Source organism: Rummeliibacillus sp. G93, from assembly GCF_023515935.1.
Lineage (GTDB): Bacteria > Bacillota > Bacilli > Bacillales_A > Planococcaceae > Rummeliibacillus > Rummeliibacillus stabekisii.
Genome location: NZ_CP097314.1, coordinates 3,074,515 through 3,090,486, shown reverse-complemented (window position 1 = coordinate 3,090,486; position 15,972 = coordinate 3,074,515). Strand labels below are relative to the sequence as shown.

Here is a 15,972-nt window from a genome sequence, read left to right as displayed (position 1 = left end):
TTATAACCTTGAGGAGGCAATTTTAAAATGGCTAAAGAAAAATTCGACCGTTCTAAAACGCATGCTAACATTGGTACAATCGGACACGTTGACCATGGTAAAACAACTTTAACTGCTGCTATCGCTACAGTTCTTTCTAAAAAAATGGGTGGAGAAGCTAAATCATACGATCAAATCGATAACGCTCCAGAAGAAAAAGAACGCGGTATCACAATCAATACTTCTCACATCGAATACGAAACAGAAAAACGTCACTATGCTCACGTTGACTGCCCAGGACACGCTGACTATGTTAAAAACATGATCACTGGTGCTGCTCAAATGGATGGCGCTATCCTTGTAGTATCTGCTGCTGATGGTCCAATGCCACAAACTCGTGAACACATCCTATTATCTCGTAACGTAGGCGTACCTTACATCGTAGTATTCTTAAACAAATGCGATATGGTAGACGACGAAGAATTACTTGAATTAGTAGAAATGGAAGTTCGTGATCTATTATCTGAATATGACTTCCCTGGCGATGATGTTCCTGTAATCAAAGGTTCTGCTCTTAAAGCTCTTGAAGGCGAAGCAGATTGGGAAGAACGCGTTGTTGAATTAATGAACGCTGTTGATGAATACATCCCAACTCCAGAACGTCAAACTGACAAACCATTCATGATGCCTGTCGAAGATGTATTCTCTATCACAGGTCGTGGTACAGTTGCTACTGGTCGTGTAGAACGCGGTCAAGTAAAAGTTGGTGACGTTGTTGATATCGTAGGTATCGCAGAAGAAACTAAACAAACAACTGTAACTGGCGTTGAAATGTTCCGTAAATTATTAGACTACGCTGAAGCTGGCGATAACATCGGTGCATTACTACGTGGTGTTGCTCGTGAAGAAATCCAACGTGGACAAGTATTGGCTAAACCAGGCACAATCACTCCACACACTAAATTCTCAGCTGAAGTTTACGTTTTATCAAAAGAAGAAGGTGGACGTCATACTCCATTCTTCTCTAACTACCGCCCACAATTCTATTTCCGTACAACTGACGTAACTGGTGTTATCACTTTACCAGAAGGTACTGAAATGGTTATGCCTGGCGATAACACAAAAATGAACATCGAACTAATTCACCCAATCGCTATCGAAGACGGTACTCGTTTCTCAATCCGCGAAGGTGGCCGTACAGTTGGTTCAGGCGTTGTTTCATCTATCGAAAAATAATTGTTTCTCGAAAACAATTTATTTATTAAGCTATCCCGAGTGCACACGGGGTAGCTTTTTTTGTATTTCAATGATTTGGCAAGAATTCTTATGGACAAAACGATTGCCAAACAAAGAGAAATTTAATATACTGGAATACGTGCAAAACAAGATTTAGTAGATATGAAGACTTTCTAAAACAATATATAAAGAAATTCGTGAAATCACTTGCTTATTCGCGAAAATCTATGTATAATATTTAATGTTGGTCTTTGACTGCGATGAAGCGGGAGGTTGCCGACACACCCGGCCGCATTGCCATGGCGCGTGTGTGGGAAATTTCCGTGGAGAATGTCTAGGAAATAGGCGAAAAGGAGGGAAAATAATGGCAAAACAAAAGATTCGAATCCGTTTGAAAGCATATGATCACAGAATTCTTGATCAATCTGCTGAGAAAATTGTTGAAACTGCGAAACGCTCAGGTGCAAGTGTATCAGGTCCGATACCTCTTCCAACTGAAAAATCCATTTACACAATTCTTCGTGCTGTTCACAAGTATAAAGATTCTCGTGAGCAATTTGAAATGCGCACTCATAAACGTCTAATCGATATCGTTAACCCAACTCCACAAACTGTGGATGCGTTAATGAAATTAGATTTACCATCAGGCGTTGATATTGAAATCAAACTTTAATGGTAAAAAATATATTAAATTAAATTATCTCAGGAGGTGTGACTAATGACCAAAGGAATCTTAGGTAGAAAAATCGGTATGACGCAAGTTTTTGCTGAGAATGGTGATTTAATCCCTGTAACTGTTGTTGAAGCTGCTCCAAACGTAGTTCTTCAAAAGAAATCAGTTGATACAGATGGCTACGAAGCAATCCAAATCGGTTTCGATGATAAACGCGAAAAGCTTTCAAACAAACCTGAAAAAGGACACGTAGCAAAAGCGAACACTACTCCTAAGCGCTTCATTCGCGAAATCCGCGATGTAAACTTAGCTGAGTACGAGGTTGGTCAAGAAGTCAAAGTTGAAATTTTCGCAGAAGGCGATGTAGTAGATGTAACAGGTGTTACTAAAGGTAAAGGTTTCCAAGGTGTAATTAAACGCCACGGACAATCTCGTGGTCCAATGGCCCACGGTTCTCGTTACCACCGTCGTCCTGGTTCAATGGGTCCTGTAGCTCCGAACCGCGTATTTAAACAAAAAAAATTACCTGGTCAAATGGGTGGCAACACAGTTACAATTCAAAACTTAACAATTGTTAAAGTTGATGCAGAACGCAACTTGCTACTTATCAAAGGTAATGTTCCTGGTTCTCGTAAAGCATTAGTAACAGTTAAATCTGCTATTAAAGCTAACTAATTTTCCGAAGAAAGGAGGAAACAGGAATGACAAAAGTTAACGTACTTAGTCAAACAGGTTCTTCTGTAGGCGAAATCGAATTAAACGATGCGATCTTCGGAATTGAACCTAATCAATCAGTATTATTTGACGCGATTATCGCTCAACGCGCTTCATTACGTCAAGGTACACATAAAGTAAAAAATCGCTCTGAAGTTTCTGGTGGTGGTCGTAAACCATGGCGCCAAAAAGGAACTGGACGTGCTCGTCAAGGTTCTATCCGTTCTCCACAATGGCGTGGCGGTGGTACTGTATTCGGTCCAACACCTCGCAGCTACAGCTACAAACTTCCTAAAAAAGTTCGTCGTTTAGCTCTTAAATCAGCACTATCTTCTAAAGTTGCTGAAACTAACTTTGTGGTACTAGAAGCATTGAAATTAGATGCGCCAAAAACAAAAGATTTCGCTAAAGTTTTAGCTGATCTTTCAATTAACTCTAAAGCATTATTTGTAACTGCTGACTTAGATGAAAACGTAGCATTATCTGCTCGTAACATCCAAGGTGTAACAGTTCTAACTGCAGCTGGAATCAACGTTCTTGATCTTGTAGGTCATGATAAAGTTGTATTCACTCAAGCTGCTGTAAAAAAAGTTGAGGAGGTGCTTGGTTAATGGAAGCACGTGAAGTTTTAAAACGTCCTGTCATTACTGAGCGTTCTTCAGAACAAATGGCAGAAAACAAATATACTTTTGAAGTTGACACTCGTGCCAATAAAACTGAAGTCAAAGATGCTGTAGAAGAAATCTTTGGCGTTAAAGTTGAAAAAGTTAACATTATGAATTACAAAGGTAAATTCAAACGTGTTGGCCGTCACGGTGGATACACTAACAAACGCCGTAAAGCAATTGTAAAATTGTCTGAAGGCGAAATCGAATTATTCGAAATGTAATATTCGTTCAATATGAACATTAAAGAAGGAGGGAACACAAATGGCGATTAAAAAGTATAAGCCTACCTCAAATGGTCGTCGTAACATGACATCATCTGACTTTGCTGAGATTACAACTAACAAACCAGAAAAATCATTGTTAGAATCTACTAAACGCAAAGCTGGTCGTAACAACCAAGGTAAAATCACTGTTCGTCATAATGGTGGTGGCCACAAACGTCAATACCGTGTCATCGATTTCAAACGTACAAAAGATGGCATTCCAGGACGCGTTGCTACTATCGAGTATGATCCAAACCGATCTGCAAACATCGCATTAATTAACTATGCTGATGGTGAAAAACGTTATATCCTAGCACCTAAAGGTCTAGTAGTTGGAATGACAATTGTATCTGGTCCTGATGTTGATATTAAAGTAGGTAACGCCCTACCATTATCAAATATCCCAATGGGTACAACAATTCACAACATCGAAATGAAACCAGGTAAAGGTGGACAACTAGTACGTTCTGCTGGTACATCTGCTCAAATCCTTGGTAAAGAAGGTAAATACGTAATCATTCGTCTTCAATCTGGCGAAGTTCGTATGATCCTAGCTGCTTGCCGTGCTACAATCGGCGAAGTTGGCAATGAACAACACGAGCTTATCAACATTGGTAAAGCAGGCCGTACTCGTTGGATGGGTAAACGTCCTACTGTACGTGGTTCTGTAATGAACCCTAATGATCACCCACACGGTGGTGGTGAAGGTAAATCTCCAATCGGTCGTAAGTCTCCAATGACTCCATGGGGTAAACCTGCACTTGGTTACAAAACTCGTAAAAAGAAAAACAACTCCGACAAACTTATCATTCGTCGTCGTAAAAAATAATGTGATTAGACTACGGTTCAATGATAGAGCCGTGGTGGAATCACGGAGGGAGGTTCCAAAATGGGTCGTAGCTTGAAAAAAGGACCTTTTGTTGATGAACACTTAATGAAAAAAGTGGAAGCTCAACAAGATTCAGAAAAAAAACAAGTTATTAAAACTTGGTCTCGCCGTTCTACAATCTTCCCGAACTTCATCGGTTCTACAATCGCTGTATATGATGGACGTAAACACGTGCCAGTATACGTGACTGAAGATATGGTAGGTCATAAGCTAGGCGAATTCGCACCAACTCGTACTTATAAAGGACACGGTGCAGATGATAAGAAAACTTCAGTACGCTAATTTGAGGGGAGGTTAATCCTGATGCAAGAAGCTAAAGCTATTGCTCGCACAGTTCGAATTGCTCCTCGTAAAGTCCGCTTAGTAGTTGATTTAATCCGAGGCAAGCAAGTTGGCGAAGCCGTTGCAATTTTACGCCATACTCCAAAAGCAGCATCTCCGGTAGTAGAAAAAGTGTTAAAATCTGCAGTTGCAAACGCTGAACATAATTATGACTTAGACGTTAACAATTTAGTGATCTCTAAAGTATTTGTAGATGAAGGTCCTACATTGAAACGTTTCCGTCCACGTGCACAAGGTCGTGCAAGTGCAATTAACAAACGTACAAGCCACATCACAATCGTGGTATCTGAGAAGAAGGAGGGATAATACGTGGGTCAAAAAGTACATCCAATAGGATTACGTGTTGGTGTCATTCGTGATTGGGAATCTAGATGGTACGCTGAAAAAGACTATGCTACATTACTACACGAAGACATCAAAGTTCGTAAATATATCGAAAAAACTTTAAAAGAAGCATCGGTTTCTAAAGTTGAAATCGAACGTGCTGCTAACAAAATCAACATTACAATTAGCACTGCGAAACCAGGTATGGTTATCGGTAAGGGCGGTACTGAAGTGGAAGCACTTCGTAAACACCTTAACGAAATGACTGGCAAACGTGTACACATCAACATCGTTGAAATCAAACGCGCTGATCTTGATGCTAAACTTGTAGCTGAAAATATCGCTCGTCAATTAGAAAACCGTGTATCATTCCGTCGTGCACAAAAACAAGCAATTCAACGTACAATCCGTTCAGGTGCTCAAGGTATCAAAACTCAAGTATCTGGTCGTCTAGGTGGCGCTGATATCGCTCGTGCAGAACATTATAGTGAAGGTACTGTTCCACTTCATACACTTCGCGCTGACATTGATTATGCTCATGCAGAAGCTGACACTACTTATGGTAAACTAGGTGTTAAAGTATGGATCTACCGTGGTGAAGTCCTTCCAGTTAAGAAGAACTCTGAGGAAGGAGGCAAATAATATGTTATTGCCAAAACGCGTTAAATACCGTCGTGTACACCGTGGCAAAATGCGCGGTCAAGCAAAAGGTGGTACAGAAGTTGTTTTCGGTGAATATGGTTTACAATCACTAGAAGCTAGCTGGATTACAAACCGTCAAATTGAAGCTGCTCGTATTGCTATGACTCGTTATACAAAACGTGGCGGTAAAGTTTGGATTAAAATATTCCCTCACAAACCATACACTAAAAAGCCTCTTGAAGTACGTATGGGTTCAGGGAAAGGTGCTCCTGAAGGTTGGGTAGCAGTAGTAAAACCCGGCAGAATTATGTTTGAAATCGGTGGGGTTTCTGAAGAAATCGCTCGTGAAGCACTTCGTTTAGCAAGTCATAAGTTACCTGTTAAATGCAAGTTTGTTAAACGTGAAGAAATTGGTGGTGAATCTAATGAAAGCTAATGAAATCCGTGAACTTACAACTGCAGAGATCGAAGTAAAAGTAAAATCACTGAAAGAAGAGCTTTTCAACCTTCGCTTCCAATTGGCGACTGGTCAATTAGAAAACACAGCTCGCATTCGTGAAGTACGTAAAGCGATTGCGCGTATGAAAACTGTGATTCGTGAAAGAGAAATCAGTGCAAATAACTGATAATGAGGAGGTTTGCAAGCATGACTGAGCGTAACCAACGCAAAGTTTACACAGGCCGCGTCGTTTCGGATAAAATGGATAAAACTATTACTGTTTTAGTTGAAACATACAAAAAGCACACGCTTTATGGCAAACGTGTAAAATACTCTAAAAAGTTCAAAGCGCATGATGAAAACAACACAGCTAAAGTTGGAGATATCGTACGCATTATGGAAACTCGTCCGCTATCAGCTACTAAACGTTTCCGTTTAGTTGAAGTTGTAGAAAAAGCGGTTATTATCTAATAAATTTCGGAATAAGACAAGTCCGAAGGGAGGTAACCTAAGTGATCCAACAAGAAAGTCGTTTGAAAGTTGCCGACAACTCAGGTGCAAAAGAAGTATTAGCTATTAAAGTACTTGGTGGTTCTGGTCGTAAAACTGCTAACATCGGAGATGTTATTGTTTGTACGGTGAAGAAAGCAACACCAGGTGGCGTTGTCAAGAAGGGTGAAGTTGTTAAAGCTGTTATCGTTCGTACGAAAAGCGGCGTTCGTCGTAAAGACGGTACTTACATCAAATTCGATGAAAACGCATGTGTAATCATTCGTGATGATAAATCACCACGCGGTACACGTATTTTCGGACCTGTTGCACGTGAATTACGTGACAATAGCTTCATGAAAATTGTTTCATTAGCTCCGGAAGTTCTTTAATTACATGAAAGTGCCAATCAAGGAGGTGCGACAGAATGCATGTTAAAAAAGGCGACAAAGTAATGGTTATTACAGGTAAAGATAAAGGTAAATCAGGTGTTATTCTTGCTGCTTTCCCTAAAAAAGATCGCGTGTTAGTTGAAGGTGTTAACATCGTTAAAAAACACGTAAAACCTAACCAACTTAATCCACAAGGTGGAATTGTCAGCCAAGAGGCAGCAATTCACGTTTCGAACGTAATGCTAATCGATCCTAAATCTGGCGAGCCGACTCGCGTAGGTTATAAAGTTGAAGATGGCAAAAAAGTTCGTATAGCAAAAAAATCAGGTGCAGTAATCGATAAATAAGTTTAAACAGAGAAGGGAGGTACAAACATGAACCGCCTAAAAGAAAAATTTGTTAACGAAGTTTCTCCAGCTCTAATGAGCAAATTCGAATACACTTCAACAATGCAAGTACCGAAAGTTGAAAAAATCGTAATCAACATGGGTGTTGGTGACGCTGTTCAAAACTCTAAAGTACTTGACTCTGCTGTTGAAGAATTAACTTTAATCACTGGTCAAAAACCAGTTGTGACTAAAGCTAAAAAATCTATCGCCGGCTTCCGTCTTCGTGAAGGTATGCCAATCGGTGCGAAAGTTACACTACGTGGTGAACGTATGTATGACTTCTTGGATAAATTAATTTCAATTTCTTTACCACGTGTACGTGACTTCCGCGGTGTTTCTAAAAAAGCATTCGATGGTCGCGGTAACTATACTCTTGGTGTGAAAGAACAATTAATCTTCCCTGAAATTGACTATGATAAAGTATCAAAAGTACGCGGTATGGATATCGTGATTGTTACTACTGCGAACTCTGATGAAGAAGCTCGCGAGTTGTTAACTCAATTCGGTATGCCATTCCAAAAATAATATAGGGAGGCGAGAACGTGGCTAAAAAATCAATGATCGTTAAACAACAACGTGGTGCGAAGTATAAAGTTCAAGAATACACTCGCTGTGAACGCTGTGGCCGTCCACACTCTGTATACCGCAAATTCAAACTTTGCCGTATTTGTTTCCGTGAACTTGCATACAAGGGACAAATTCCTGGCGTTAAAAAAGCCAGCTGGTAATCCCCTAATTTGGGAAGGAGGTAAATTGTAATGACTATGACAGATCCAATTGCAGATATGCTTACACGCATCCGTAATGCTAACATGGTCCGTCACGAAAAATTAGAGCTTCCGGCTTCTAATATCAAAAAAGAAATCGCTGAAATCCTTAAGCGTGAAGGTTTTGTTCGTGACGTTGAATATGTTGAAGATGATAAACAAGGTATTATCCGTATCTTCTTGAAATACGGCCAAAATAACGAACGCGTTATCACTGGTCTAAAACGTATTTCAAAACCAGGTTTACGTGTTTACGCTAAAACTGATGAAGTGCCTAAAGTGTTGAACGGTCTAGGTATCGCTTTAGTATCAACTTCACAAGGTTTGTTAACAGACAAAGAAGCTCGCGCTAAAAAAGTTGGCGGCGAAGTTCTAGCATACGTTTGGTAATTAGCAACAAATGAATGGAGGTGCAACATTAAATGTCTCGTATAGGTAAAAAGCCAATCGAGGTGCCTGCAGGTGTTACTGTATCAGTTGATGCTGATAACGTAGCAACTGTTAAAGGCCCAAAAGGCGAATTAGTTCGTGCTTTTAACAAAGATATTAAAATCGAACAAGAAGGCAACGTGATTACTTTAACTCGTCCTTCTGAATCTAAAGAACACCGCACAAACCATGGTACAACTCGTGCTTTGCTTGCAAACATGGTTACAGGTGTTTCTGAAGGTTTCTCTAAAACTTTAGAATTAGTTGGTGTCGGTTACCGTGCGCAACTACAAGGTAAAAAACTTGTACTTAACGTAGGTTACTCACATCCAGTTGAATTCACACCAGAAGATGGTATCGAAGTTGAAGTACCTTCTAATACGAAAGTAATCGTAAAAGGTATTTCTAAAGAGAAAGTTGGAGCTCTTGCTTCAAACATCCGTGACGTACGCCCACCAGAACCTTACAAAGGTAAAGGGATTCGTTATGAAGGCGAATATGTTCGTCGTAAAGAAGGTAAAACAGGTAAATAATGCTGCCTAAGCATTAGAAAGGAGTGACCCTTTGTGATTACGAAACAAGATAAAAATCAAGTTCGTAAAAAACGTCATGCTCGTGTACGTTCAAAAATTACCGGTACTACACAACGTCCTCGTTTAAACGTGTACCGTTCTAATAAACACATTTACGCACAAATCATTGACGATACTCAAGGCGTAACACTTGCTTCAGCTTCAACTATGGATAAAGAGTTCGAAGGCACTGCAAGCAACGTGGAAGCTGCTGCGAAAATTGGTGAAACAATCGCTAAACGTGCTGCTGCGAAAGATATCAAAGCTGTTGTATTTGACCGTGGCGGTTACTTATATCATGGACGTGTTAAAGCTTTAGCTGAAGCTGCACGCGAAAACGGGTTAGAATTTTAATAAGAAGGAGGTACACTTTTCATGGGTCTTAATTTTGACGCAAACAATCTAGAACTTGAAGAACGCGTAGTTACGATTAACCGCGTTGCTAAAGTTGTAAAAGGTGGACGTCGTTTCCGCTTCACTGCATTAGTTGTTGTTGGAGATCGTAATGGCCATGTTGGTTTTGGTACAGGTAAAGCTCAAGAAGTACCTGATGCTATTCGCAAAGCTGTTGAAGATGCGAAGAAAAACCTAATCGAAGTTCCACGTGTTGGTGGTACTACTCCTCACTTAGTGATGGGTAAATTCGGTGCAGGTAACATCATGATTAAACCTGCTGCTCCTGGTACAGGAGTTATCGCTGGTGGTCCGGTACGTGCCGTACTTGAACTTGCTGGTATTACTGATATTCTTTCAAAATCTTTAGGTTCAAACACACCAATCAATATGGTGCGTGCGACTATTAAAGGTTTATCTGAATTAAAACAAGCTGAAGAAGTTGCAAAACTTCGCGGTAAATCAGTAGAAGAATTATTAGGTTAAGGGAGGGAAATGACATGTCAAATAAACTAGAAATTACCCTCACTAAAAGTTTAATCGGTACTAAACCTGCACAACGCAAAACAATTGAAGCACTTGGTTTACGTAAAATGAACCAAACTGTTGAACATAACGATAACGTTGCTATCCGTGGTGCGATCACTAAAGTCGCTCACTTAGTAACAGTTACTGAAAAATAATTTTAAATTCTATAACAAGGAGGTGCCATCTAATGAAACTTCATGAGTTAGAACCATCTATTGGATCACGTAAAGAACGCAATCGTGTTGGTCGTGGTATCGCGACTGGTAACGGTAAAACTTCTGGTAGAGGTCAAAAAGGTCAAAATTCACGTTCAGGCGGCGGTGTACGCCCTGGATTTGAAGGTGGTCAAAACCCGATCTTCCGTCGTTTGCCAAAACGTGGTTTCACTAACATTAACCGCAAAGAATACGCAATCGTAAATCTTGATGCGTTAAACCGTTTTGAAGAAGGCACAGAAGTTACACCAGCTTTACTTGTTGAAACTGGCGTTGTGAGCAAAGAGAAAGCTGGCATTAAAGTTCTAGGTAATGGAACTCTTAACAAAAAGCTTACTGTAAAAGCTCATAAATTCTCTGCATCTGCACAACAAGCAATTGAAAATGTCGGCGGAAACATTGAGGTGATCTAATGTTTCGAACAATCTCTAACTTTATGCGCGTCAGAGATATTAGAAATAAAATCATTTTCACCCTTTTGATGTTGATAGTATTCCGCATAGGTTCATTTATTCCTGTTCCGAATGTCGACGCTGCAGTATTACAGCAAACTGACCAGTATAACCTAGTCGGTTTCCTAAATACTTTTGGCGGTGGAGCTCTTAAGAACTTCTCTATATTCGCTATGGGGATAATGCCTTACATTACAGCATCAATTATTGTTCAACTGTTGCAAATGGATGTAGTGAAAAAGTTTACCGAGTGGTCAAAACAAGGTGAAGTGGGACGCAAGAAGATTTCTCAATTCACACGATATTTCGCAATTGTCCTTGCTTTCATTCAATCAATCGCTATGTCTTACGGTTTTAACCGTATGTACGGCGGTTCATTGATTAGAGAAGAAGGAGTAATGACTTACATTACAATTGCAATCGTGTTAACTGCTGGAACTGCATTCTTATTATGGCTAGGCGAACAGATTACAGAAAAAGGTGTGGGAAATGGTATTTCCATTATCATCTTCGCTGGGATCGTTGCTGCATTACCAAATACAGTGAACCAAATTTATGCTCAACAGTTTGAAAATGCTGGTGATCAATTGTTCATCAACATTATTACGCTGGTGTTGATTGCTCTTGCTGCATTGGCAATTGTTGTCGGGGTTACTTACGTTCAACAAGCGAATCGTAAAATCCCTATTCAATATGCTAAAGGTACTGGGGCGCAACGTGGAGCTCAACAATCACACTTACCATTGAAAGTTAACTCTGCCGGAGTTATTCCAATTATCTTTGCAGTTGCATTCCTTGTAACGCCTAGAACCATTGCTACTTTCTTTGGAGATACAAGTGTAACAAGATTTATTGAAAAAACGTTTGATTACTCTCAACCTATTGGGATGATCATATATGTAGCGCTAATTGTCGCTTTCACATATTTCTATGCGTTTGTTCAAGTAAATCCTGAAAAGGTTGCTGATAATCTTAAGAAACAAGGTGCCTATATCCCTGGCATTCGCCCAGGAAAAAGCACGCAGGATTATCTAACAGCTGTTCTATACCGTTTAACATTTGTAGGTGCGATTTTCTTATCAGTGATTTCTGTTCTACCAATCTTGTTTATCAATATTGCGAATCTACCTTCATCTGCTCAAATTGGTGGCACTAGTTTACTAATTATAGTAAGTGTTGCTCTTGAAACGATGAAACAATTAGAATCACAACTTGTTAAACGCCACTACAAAGGTTTTATGAAATAAGGTTGGTTTTTTGGAACGGCCACGTTCCTAAAAACCTTCATACTAATAATGGAGGTGACTCCGTATGAATATTGTTTTAATGGGTTTGCCAGGTGCCGGAAAAGGTACGCAAGCAGATAAAATTGTTGAGAAATACGGTATCCCTCATATTTCTACAGGTGATATGTTCCGTGCCGCTATTCAAAACGGTACAGAATTAGGGTTGCAAGCAAAGTCATTCATGGATCAAGGAGCATTAGTTCCTGATGAAGTGACAATTGGCATTGTTCGAGAACGCCTAAGCGAAGCTGATTGTGACAAAGGATTTCTACTTGATGGATTCCCACGTACAACAGCACAAGCTGAAGCTTTAGATCAAATTTTAGCTGACCTAGGCAAAAAGGTTGAACACGTGATTAACATCGAAGTTGAACAAGATGATTTAGTCAAACGATTGACTGGCCGCCGTATCTGTAAAGTATGTGGATCCTCTTATCATCTTATTTTCAACCCTCCAAAAGAGGCGGGAATATGTGATAAAGACGGTGGAGAGCTTTACCAACGGGCAGATGATAATCCGGAAACGGTTAACAATCGCCTTGAAGTGAATATTAAGCAATCTCAACCGTTGCTTGACTTTTACCGAGAAAAACATATTTTAACTAACATTAATGGTCAGCAAGATATCAATGATGTATTTGCTGAGGTTGATGCTCTTTTAAAAGGTAACCGCAACTAATACCCGCCAGAGGGCGCAGATATCTGCAACCGCGGGAGTATGCGGTAGCATGACGGAATGATATTTTCGAGAGCTGCAAAAGCATATTGTACCCGGTCTATACGCCAATGAATAATAGAATAGATAAGTTGGGATTCTTTATTTAGGGTGGTATAATGGGTTTCGTGGAAAAGTATCTGTGTAAACGGGTATGCAGGATCTCATCTAAAGTAGCCGGGGAACGTGTGGGTATCAGGGCCATCCTGTGGCACATAGTCTTGGTTCGAGAAGCGAAGCCTGATGAGCGTCTTTCGAACATCTCTCATATAGTCTAAACATATGTTGAGCAAGCAGGCTACTGTTGCAACAAATTCTGCAGAATTTGATCATAGATCTGAATTGCATATATATATAGAAGGGAGACAGGGTCGATGGCGAAAGACGATGTAATTGAAATCGAAGGCACAGTTGTTGAAACTTTGCCAAACGCGATGTTTAAGGTAGAATTAGAAAATGGTCATACAGTGCTTGCCCATGTATCGGGTAAAATTCGTATGCACTTTATTCGAATCCTGCCTGGAGATAAAGTAACAATTGAACTATCTCCGTATGACTTAACTCGCGGTCGTATCACATACCGTTTTAAATAATCTTTTGCACTCCGGACCACTAAGGAGGTTAGGTTAGATGAAAGTGAGACCATCTGTGAAACCGATCTGCGAAAAATGTAAAGTTATTCGCCGACGCGGTAAAGTAATGGTAATTTGCGAAAATCCTAAGCATAAACAAAAACAAGGATAATTCCAAGGAGGTGTACATCATACATGGCACGTATTGCTGGTGTTGATATTCCACGCGAAAAACGCGTTGTAATTTCATTAACATACATTTTTGGTATCGGAAACACTACTGCTAAGAAAGTTCTTGCAGATGCTGGTGTTTCAGAAGATGCTCGTGTTCGCGATTTAACTGAAGACGAATTAAACAAAATCCGTGAACAAATTGATAAATACAAAGTAGAAGGTGACTTACGTCGCGAAACTTCTCTTAACATTAAACGATTAATGGAAATCGGTTCTTACCGAGGTATCCGTCATCGTCGTGGCTTGCCTGTTCGAGGACAACATACTAAAAACAATGCTCGTACTCGTAAAGGTCCACGTAAAACTGTAGCTAACAAGAAAAAATAATAGGTAAAGGAGGTTTCTTCTTAACATGGCACGTAAACAACAAACTCGTAAACGTCGTGTGAAAAAGAATATCGAATCCGGTATCGCACACATCCGTTCTACATTTAATAATACAATTGTAACCATCACTGACATGCAAGGTAATGCTGTTTCTTGGTCTTCAGCTGGTGCACTAGGATTTAGAGGTTCACGTAAATCTACACCATTCGCTGCACAAATGGCTGCTGAAACTGCTGCTAAAACGTCTATCGAACATGGTTTAAAAACTTTAGAAGTAACTGTTAAAGGTCCTGGTGCTGGTCGTGAAGCTGCTATCCGTGCACTACAAGCTGCTGGCTTAGATGTGACTGCAATTAAAGACGTAACTCCAGTTCCTCATAATGGTTGCCGCCCACCAAAACGTCGTCGTGTATAATAGTTGCAACTCACTAACGTATTGAGTACACTTTTTATACGCAATTAGAATATAATCATTTTGATTGGTTAGCATTCGATTTTATGATGGAAATAATACCATATATTCGATGTTTTGAAGGAGGGTAAATTGAATGATCGAAATTGAAAAACCAAAGATTGAAACCGTTGAGATCAGCAATGATTTAAAATACGGCAAATTTGTTGTAGAACCACTTGAACGTGGGTATGGAACTACTTTGGGTAATTCACTACGTCGTATCCTTCTGTCTTCTTTACCAGGAGCTGCTGTAACTTCAATCCAAATTGACGGCGTACTTCACGAATTCTCTACTATTGAGGGTGTTGTAGAAGATGTTGCATCAATTATTTTGAACATTAAAAAGCTAGCTTTGAAAATCTATTCCGATGAAGAAAAAGTTATCGAAATTGATTTTAAAGGTAACGGAGCAGTAACTGCTGCTGATATTACTCATGACAGTGATGTAGAAGTATTGAACCCAGATCTATACATTGCAACGGTTGCTACTAACGGCCATCTTCGTATGCGTATGTATGCGCAACGCGGACGTGGATATACTTCAGCTGATCAAAACAAACGTGAGGATCTTCCTATCGGCGTGATCCCGATCGACTCTATTTACACTCCAGTTTCACGCGTCAACTATACAGTTGAAAATACTCGTGTTGGACAATCATCTGATTACGACAAACTTTCACTTGATGTGTGGACAGATGGCAGCATCGGTCCAAAAGAGGCGATTTCGCTCGGAGCTAAGATTTTAACCGAGCATTTAAACATCTTCGTTGGTTTAACGGATGAAGCAAAAACTGCTGAAATCATGGTTGAAAAAGAAGAAGACCAAAAAGAAAAAGTTTTAGAGATGACGATTGAAGAACTTGATCTTTCTGTCCGTTCTTACAACTGCCTAAAACGTGCTGGCATTAATACTGTCTTAGAACTTGCTAACAAGTCTGAAGACGATATGATGAAAGTTCGTAACTTAGGACGTAAATCATTAGAAGAAGTTAAATACAAGTTAGAAGAGCTTGGTTTAGGATTACGAGAAGAAGACTAAGCGTATATAAAATAACTTAGATCAGTAAGTGTATAAAGGAGGGAAATATCCATGGGTTACAGAAAACTTGGACGTACAAGTTCTCAACGTAAAGCGATGCTGCGTGATTTAGCAACTGACTTAATCATCAATGAACGCATTGAAACTACAGAAACTCGTGCGAAAGAATTACGATCAGTAGTTGAAAAAATGATTACTTTAGGTAAACGCGGTGATTTGCACGCACGCCGTCAAGCTGCTGCATTTATCCGTCGTGAAGTAGCTACTTCAACAGATGCTGAAGGTAATGAATCAACAGTTTTTGCACTTCAAAAATTGTTTGATGATGTAGCACCTCGCTACGCTGACCGTCAAGGCGGTTATACTCGTATTATGAAAGTTGGACCACGCCGCGGTGATGGTGCACCAGTCGTTGTAATTGAATTAGTTTAAGTATAACGATTAATTGAGGGTGTAATTGTTCATCATATTTTGAACTGACTTACACCCTCTTTTTTCCAAATAGAAGATTTATACGACAAATTTAAAAGCTGAGTGTTATGATGAGCAG

The 15,972-nt window shown here is 39.8% G+C and carries 30 protein-coding genes; all 30 read left to right on the top strand.

What is annotated here, in order from left to right:
• The first annotated feature begins 27 nt into the window (after positions 1-27).
• A complete protein-coding gene (gene tuf / locus M2M59_RS15695) occupies positions 28-1,215 on the top strand; it encodes an elongation factor Tu (RefSeq protein ID WP_066790935.1) in 1,188 nt (395 codons plus the stop codon).
• Positions 1,216-1,579: 364 nt separating this feature from the next.
• The gene (gene rpsJ / locus M2M59_RS15690) at positions 1,580-1,888 is read left to right on the top strand and encodes a 30S ribosomal protein S10 (protein ID WP_066790933.1); all 309 of its coding nucleotides are present in this window, start codon (positions 1,580-1,582) and stop codon (positions 1,886-1,888) included.
• 45 nt (positions 1,889-1,933) lie between these two features.
• Positions 1,934-2,563 (top strand): 50S ribosomal protein L3, encoded by a 630-nt coding sequence (gene rplC, locus M2M59_RS15685; RefSeq protein ID WP_066790931.1) that lies wholly within the window; start codon positions 1,934-1,936, stop codon positions 2,561-2,563.
• Between the two features lie 26 nt (positions 2,564-2,589).
• Positions 2,590-3,213, top strand: a complete 624-nt coding sequence (gene rplD, locus M2M59_RS15680) for a 50S ribosomal protein L4 (RefSeq protein WP_249775050.1) — start codon at positions 2,590-2,592, stop codon at positions 3,211-3,213.
• Positions 3,213-3,491 carry a 50S ribosomal protein L23 gene (rplW, locus tag M2M59_RS15675; RefSeq protein WP_066790927.1) on the top strand — a complete coding sequence of 93 codons (279 nt, stop codon included), beginning with the start codon at positions 3,213-3,215 and terminating at the stop codon, positions 3,489-3,491. Before rplD ends, rplW begins: the two co-directional genes overlap by 1 nt.
• Positions 3,492-3,531: 40 nt before the next feature.
• A complete protein-coding gene (gene rplB / locus M2M59_RS15670) occupies positions 3,532-4,362 on the top strand; it encodes a 50S ribosomal protein L2 (RefSeq protein ID WP_147197414.1) in 831 nt (276 codons plus the stop codon).
• A gap of 60 nt (positions 4,363-4,422) precedes the next feature.
• Entirely contained in the window at positions 4,423-4,704 is a 282-nt protein-coding gene (gene rpsS / locus M2M59_RS15665) for a 30S ribosomal protein S19 (protein WP_066790923.1), read from the top strand.
• A 21-nt stretch (positions 4,705-4,725) separates the two neighbouring features.
• Positions 4,726-5,070 (top strand): 50S ribosomal protein L22, encoded by a 345-nt coding sequence (gene rplV, locus M2M59_RS15660; protein ID WP_066790918.1) that lies wholly within the window; start codon positions 4,726-4,728, stop codon positions 5,068-5,070.
• A gap of 3 nt (positions 5,071-5,073) precedes the next feature.
• Positions 5,074-5,730 carry a 30S ribosomal protein S3 gene (gene rpsC / locus M2M59_RS15655; protein ID WP_147197412.1) on the top strand — a complete coding sequence of 219 codons (657 nt, stop codon included), beginning with the start codon at positions 5,074-5,076 and terminating at the stop codon, positions 5,728-5,730.
• Position 5,731: 1 nt separating this feature from the next.
• The gene (gene rplP / locus M2M59_RS15650; RefSeq protein ID WP_147197410.1) at positions 5,732-6,166 is read left to right on the top strand and encodes a 50S ribosomal protein L16; all 435 of its coding nucleotides are present in this window, start codon (positions 5,732-5,734) and stop codon (positions 6,164-6,166) included.
• Positions 6,156-6,356: a 50S ribosomal protein L29 gene (gene rpmC, locus M2M59_RS15645; protein WP_066790908.1), complete on the top strand. Its 201-nt coding sequence runs from the start codon at positions 6,156-6,158 to the stop codon at positions 6,354-6,356. Before rplP ends, rpmC begins: the two co-directional genes overlap by 11 nt.
• A 20-nt stretch (positions 6,357-6,376) precedes the next feature.
• Entirely contained in the window at positions 6,377-6,640 is a 264-nt protein-coding gene (gene rpsQ, locus M2M59_RS15640) for a 30S ribosomal protein S17 (RefSeq protein WP_066790906.1), read from the top strand.
• 41 nt (positions 6,641-6,681) lie between these two features.
• Positions 6,682-7,050, top strand: a complete 369-nt coding sequence (rplN, locus tag M2M59_RS15635) for a 50S ribosomal protein L14 (RefSeq protein WP_147197408.1) — start codon at positions 6,682-6,684, stop codon at positions 7,048-7,050.
• Positions 7,051-7,085: 35 nt separating this feature from the next.
• The gene (gene rplX / locus M2M59_RS15630) at positions 7,086-7,397 is read left to right on the top strand and encodes a 50S ribosomal protein L24 (RefSeq protein ID WP_147197407.1); all 312 of its coding nucleotides are present in this window, start codon (positions 7,086-7,088) and stop codon (positions 7,395-7,397) included.
• A gap of 27 nt (positions 7,398-7,424) precedes the next feature.
• The gene (gene rplE, locus M2M59_RS15625) at positions 7,425-7,964 is read left to right on the top strand and encodes a 50S ribosomal protein L5 (protein WP_147197405.1); all 540 of its coding nucleotides are present in this window, start codon (positions 7,425-7,427) and stop codon (positions 7,962-7,964) included.
• Positions 7,965-7,981: 17 nt separating this feature from the next.
• Positions 7,982-8,167 carry a type Z 30S ribosomal protein S14 gene (locus M2M59_RS15620; protein WP_147197404.1) on the top strand — a complete coding sequence of 62 codons (186 nt, stop codon included), beginning with the start codon at positions 7,982-7,984 and terminating at the stop codon, positions 8,165-8,167.
• Between the two features lie 30 nt (positions 8,168-8,197).
• Positions 8,198-8,596 (top strand): 30S ribosomal protein S8, encoded by a 399-nt coding sequence (gene rpsH, locus M2M59_RS15615; protein WP_066790894.1) that lies wholly within the window; start codon positions 8,198-8,200, stop codon positions 8,594-8,596.
• 32 nt (positions 8,597-8,628) lie between these two features.
• The gene (gene rplF / locus M2M59_RS15610) at positions 8,629-9,168 is read left to right on the top strand and encodes a 50S ribosomal protein L6 (RefSeq protein ID WP_249775049.1); all 540 of its coding nucleotides are present in this window, start codon (positions 8,629-8,631) and stop codon (positions 9,166-9,168) included.
• A 33-nt stretch (positions 9,169-9,201) separates the two neighbouring features.
• Positions 9,202-9,561: a 50S ribosomal protein L18 gene (rplR, locus tag M2M59_RS15605; protein WP_147197400.1), complete on the top strand. Its 360-nt coding sequence runs from the start codon at positions 9,202-9,204 to the stop codon at positions 9,559-9,561.
• 21 nt (positions 9,562-9,582) lie between these two features.
• The gene (rpsE, locus tag M2M59_RS15600) at positions 9,583-10,086 is read left to right on the top strand and encodes a 30S ribosomal protein S5 (RefSeq protein WP_066790882.1); all 504 of its coding nucleotides are present in this window, start codon (positions 9,583-9,585) and stop codon (positions 10,084-10,086) included.
• A 14-nt stretch (positions 10,087-10,100) separates the two neighbouring features.
• On the top strand, positions 10,101-10,283 hold the full coding sequence (rpmD, locus tag M2M59_RS15595) for a 50S ribosomal protein L30 (RefSeq protein WP_066790880.1): 183 nt from the start codon (positions 10,101-10,103) through the stop codon (positions 10,281-10,283).
• A gap of 32 nt (positions 10,284-10,315) precedes the next feature.
• A complete protein-coding gene (rplO, locus tag M2M59_RS15590) occupies positions 10,316-10,756 on the top strand; it encodes a 50S ribosomal protein L15 (RefSeq protein WP_066790877.1) in 441 nt (146 codons plus the stop codon).
• Positions 10,756-12,042, top strand: coding sequence for a preprotein translocase subunit SecY (secY, locus tag M2M59_RS15585; RefSeq protein ID WP_066790875.1), 1,287 nt, complete (start codon positions 10,756-10,758; stop codon positions 12,040-12,042). The genes rplO and secY overlap by 1 nt, the downstream gene beginning before the upstream one ends.
• Positions 12,043-12,106: 64 nt before the next feature.
• Positions 12,107-12,760 (top strand): adenylate kinase, encoded by a 654-nt coding sequence (locus tag M2M59_RS15580; protein ID WP_147197398.1) that lies wholly within the window; start codon positions 12,107-12,109, stop codon positions 12,758-12,760.
• Positions 12,761-13,170: 410 nt separating this feature from the next.
• Positions 13,171-13,389 (top strand): translation initiation factor IF-1, encoded by a 219-nt coding sequence (gene infA, locus M2M59_RS15575; protein ID WP_038179110.1) that lies wholly within the window; start codon positions 13,171-13,173, stop codon positions 13,387-13,389.
• Positions 13,390-13,426: 37 nt separating this feature from the next.
• Positions 13,427-13,540, top strand: a complete 114-nt coding sequence (rpmJ, locus tag M2M59_RS15570) for a 50S ribosomal protein L36 (protein WP_000868344.1) — start codon at positions 13,427-13,429, stop codon at positions 13,538-13,540.
• A gap of 23 nt (positions 13,541-13,563) precedes the next feature.
• On the top strand, positions 13,564-13,929 hold the full coding sequence (gene rpsM / locus M2M59_RS15565) for a 30S ribosomal protein S13 (protein WP_066790872.1): 366 nt from the start codon (positions 13,564-13,566) through the stop codon (positions 13,927-13,929).
• Between the two features lie 25 nt (positions 13,930-13,954).
• Positions 13,955-14,344: a 30S ribosomal protein S11 gene (gene rpsK, locus M2M59_RS15560; RefSeq protein WP_066790867.1), complete on the top strand. Its 390-nt coding sequence runs from the start codon at positions 13,955-13,957 to the stop codon at positions 14,342-14,344.
• 133 nt (positions 14,345-14,477) lie between these two features.
• The gene (locus M2M59_RS15555; protein WP_066790865.1) at positions 14,478-15,422 is read left to right on the top strand and encodes a DNA-directed RNA polymerase subunit alpha; all 945 of its coding nucleotides are present in this window, start codon (positions 14,478-14,480) and stop codon (positions 15,420-15,422) included.
• 51 nt (positions 15,423-15,473) lie between these two features.
• A complete protein-coding gene (rplQ, locus tag M2M59_RS15550) occupies positions 15,474-15,854 on the top strand; it encodes a 50S ribosomal protein L17 (protein ID WP_066790864.1) in 381 nt (126 codons plus the stop codon).
• Positions 15,855-15,972: the final 118 nt, after the last annotated feature.

Excerpts from the sequence above, each read along its gene's own strand:
- rplC (WP_066790931.1), top strand. The coding sequence starts at position 1,934 with ATGACCAAAGGAATCTTAGGTAGAAAAATCGGTATGACGCAAGTTTTT.
- secY (WP_066790875.1), top strand. The coding sequence starts at position 10,756 with ATGTTTCGAACAATCTCTAACTTTATGCGCGTCAGAGATATTAGAAAT.
- rplQ (WP_066790864.1), top strand. The coding sequence starts at position 15,474 with ATGGGTTACAGAAAACTTGGACGTACAAGTTCTCAACGTAAAGCGATG.
- rpmC (WP_066790908.1), top strand. The coding sequence starts at position 6,156 with ATGAAAGCTAATGAAATCCGTGAACTTACAACTGCAGAGATCGAAGTA.
- rplO (WP_066790877.1), top strand. The coding sequence starts at position 10,316 with ATGAAACTTCATGAGTTAGAACCATCTATTGGATCACGTAAAGAACGC.
- rpsM (WP_066790872.1), top strand. The coding sequence starts at position 13,564 with ATGGCACGTATTGCTGGTGTTGATATTCCACGCGAAAAACGCGTTGTA.
- rplV (WP_066790918.1), top strand. The coding sequence starts at position 4,726 with ATGCAAGAAGCTAAAGCTATTGCTCGCACAGTTCGAATTGCTCCTCGT.
- rpsH (WP_066790894.1), top strand. The coding sequence starts at position 8,198 with ATGACTATGACAGATCCAATTGCAGATATGCTTACACGCATCCGTAAT.
- rplE (WP_147197405.1), top strand. The coding sequence starts at position 7,425 with ATGAACCGCCTAAAAGAAAAATTTGTTAACGAAGTTTCTCCAGCTCTA.
- tuf (WP_066790935.1), top strand. The coding sequence starts at position 28 with ATGGCTAAAGAAAAATTCGACCGTTCTAAAACGCATGCTAACATTGGT.
- M2M59_RS15555 (WP_066790865.1), top strand. The coding sequence starts at position 14,478 with ATGATCGAAATTGAAAAACCAAAGATTGAAACCGTTGAGATCAGCAAT.
- rplP (WP_147197410.1), top strand. The coding sequence starts at position 5,732 with ATGTTATTGCCAAAACGCGTTAAATACCGTCGTGTACACCGTGGCAAA.
- rplB (WP_147197414.1), top strand. The coding sequence starts at position 3,532 with ATGGCGATTAAAAAGTATAAGCCTACCTCAAATGGTCGTCGTAACATG.
- rplF (WP_249775049.1), top strand. The coding sequence starts at position 8,629 with ATGTCTCGTATAGGTAAAAAGCCAATCGAGGTGCCTGCAGGTGTTACT.
- rplW (WP_066790927.1), top strand. The coding sequence starts at position 3,213 with ATGGAAGCACGTGAAGTTTTAAAACGTCCTGTCATTACTGAGCGTTCT.
- rpsJ (WP_066790933.1), top strand. The coding sequence starts at position 1,580 with ATGGCAAAACAAAAGATTCGAATCCGTTTGAAAGCATATGATCACAGA.
- rpsS (WP_066790923.1), top strand. The coding sequence starts at position 4,423 with ATGGGTCGTAGCTTGAAAAAAGGACCTTTTGTTGATGAACACTTAATG.
- rpmJ (WP_000868344.1), top strand. The coding sequence starts at position 13,427 with ATGAAAGTGAGACCATCTGTGAAACCGATCTGCGAAAAATGTAAAGTT.
- rplX (WP_147197407.1), top strand. The coding sequence starts at position 7,086 with ATGCATGTTAAAAAAGGCGACAAAGTAATGGTTATTACAGGTAAAGAT.
- rpmD (WP_066790880.1), top strand. The coding sequence starts at position 10,101 with ATGTCAAATAAACTAGAAATTACCCTCACTAAAAGTTTAATCGGTACT.
- rplD (WP_249775050.1), top strand. The coding sequence starts at position 2,590 with ATGACAAAAGTTAACGTACTTAGTCAAACAGGTTCTTCTGTAGGCGAA.
- rpsE (WP_066790882.1), top strand. The coding sequence starts at position 9,583 with ATGGGTCTTAATTTTGACGCAAACAATCTAGAACTTGAAGAACGCGTA.
- rpsK (WP_066790867.1), top strand. The coding sequence starts at position 13,955 with ATGGCACGTAAACAACAAACTCGTAAACGTCGTGTGAAAAAGAATATC.
- infA (WP_038179110.1), top strand. The coding sequence starts at position 13,171 with ATGGCGAAAGACGATGTAATTGAAATCGAAGGCACAGTTGTTGAAACT.
- rpsQ (WP_066790906.1), top strand. The coding sequence starts at position 6,377 with ATGACTGAGCGTAACCAACGCAAAGTTTACACAGGCCGCGTCGTTTCG.
- M2M59_RS15580 (WP_147197398.1), top strand. The coding sequence starts at position 12,107 with ATGAATATTGTTTTAATGGGTTTGCCAGGTGCCGGAAAAGGTACGCAA.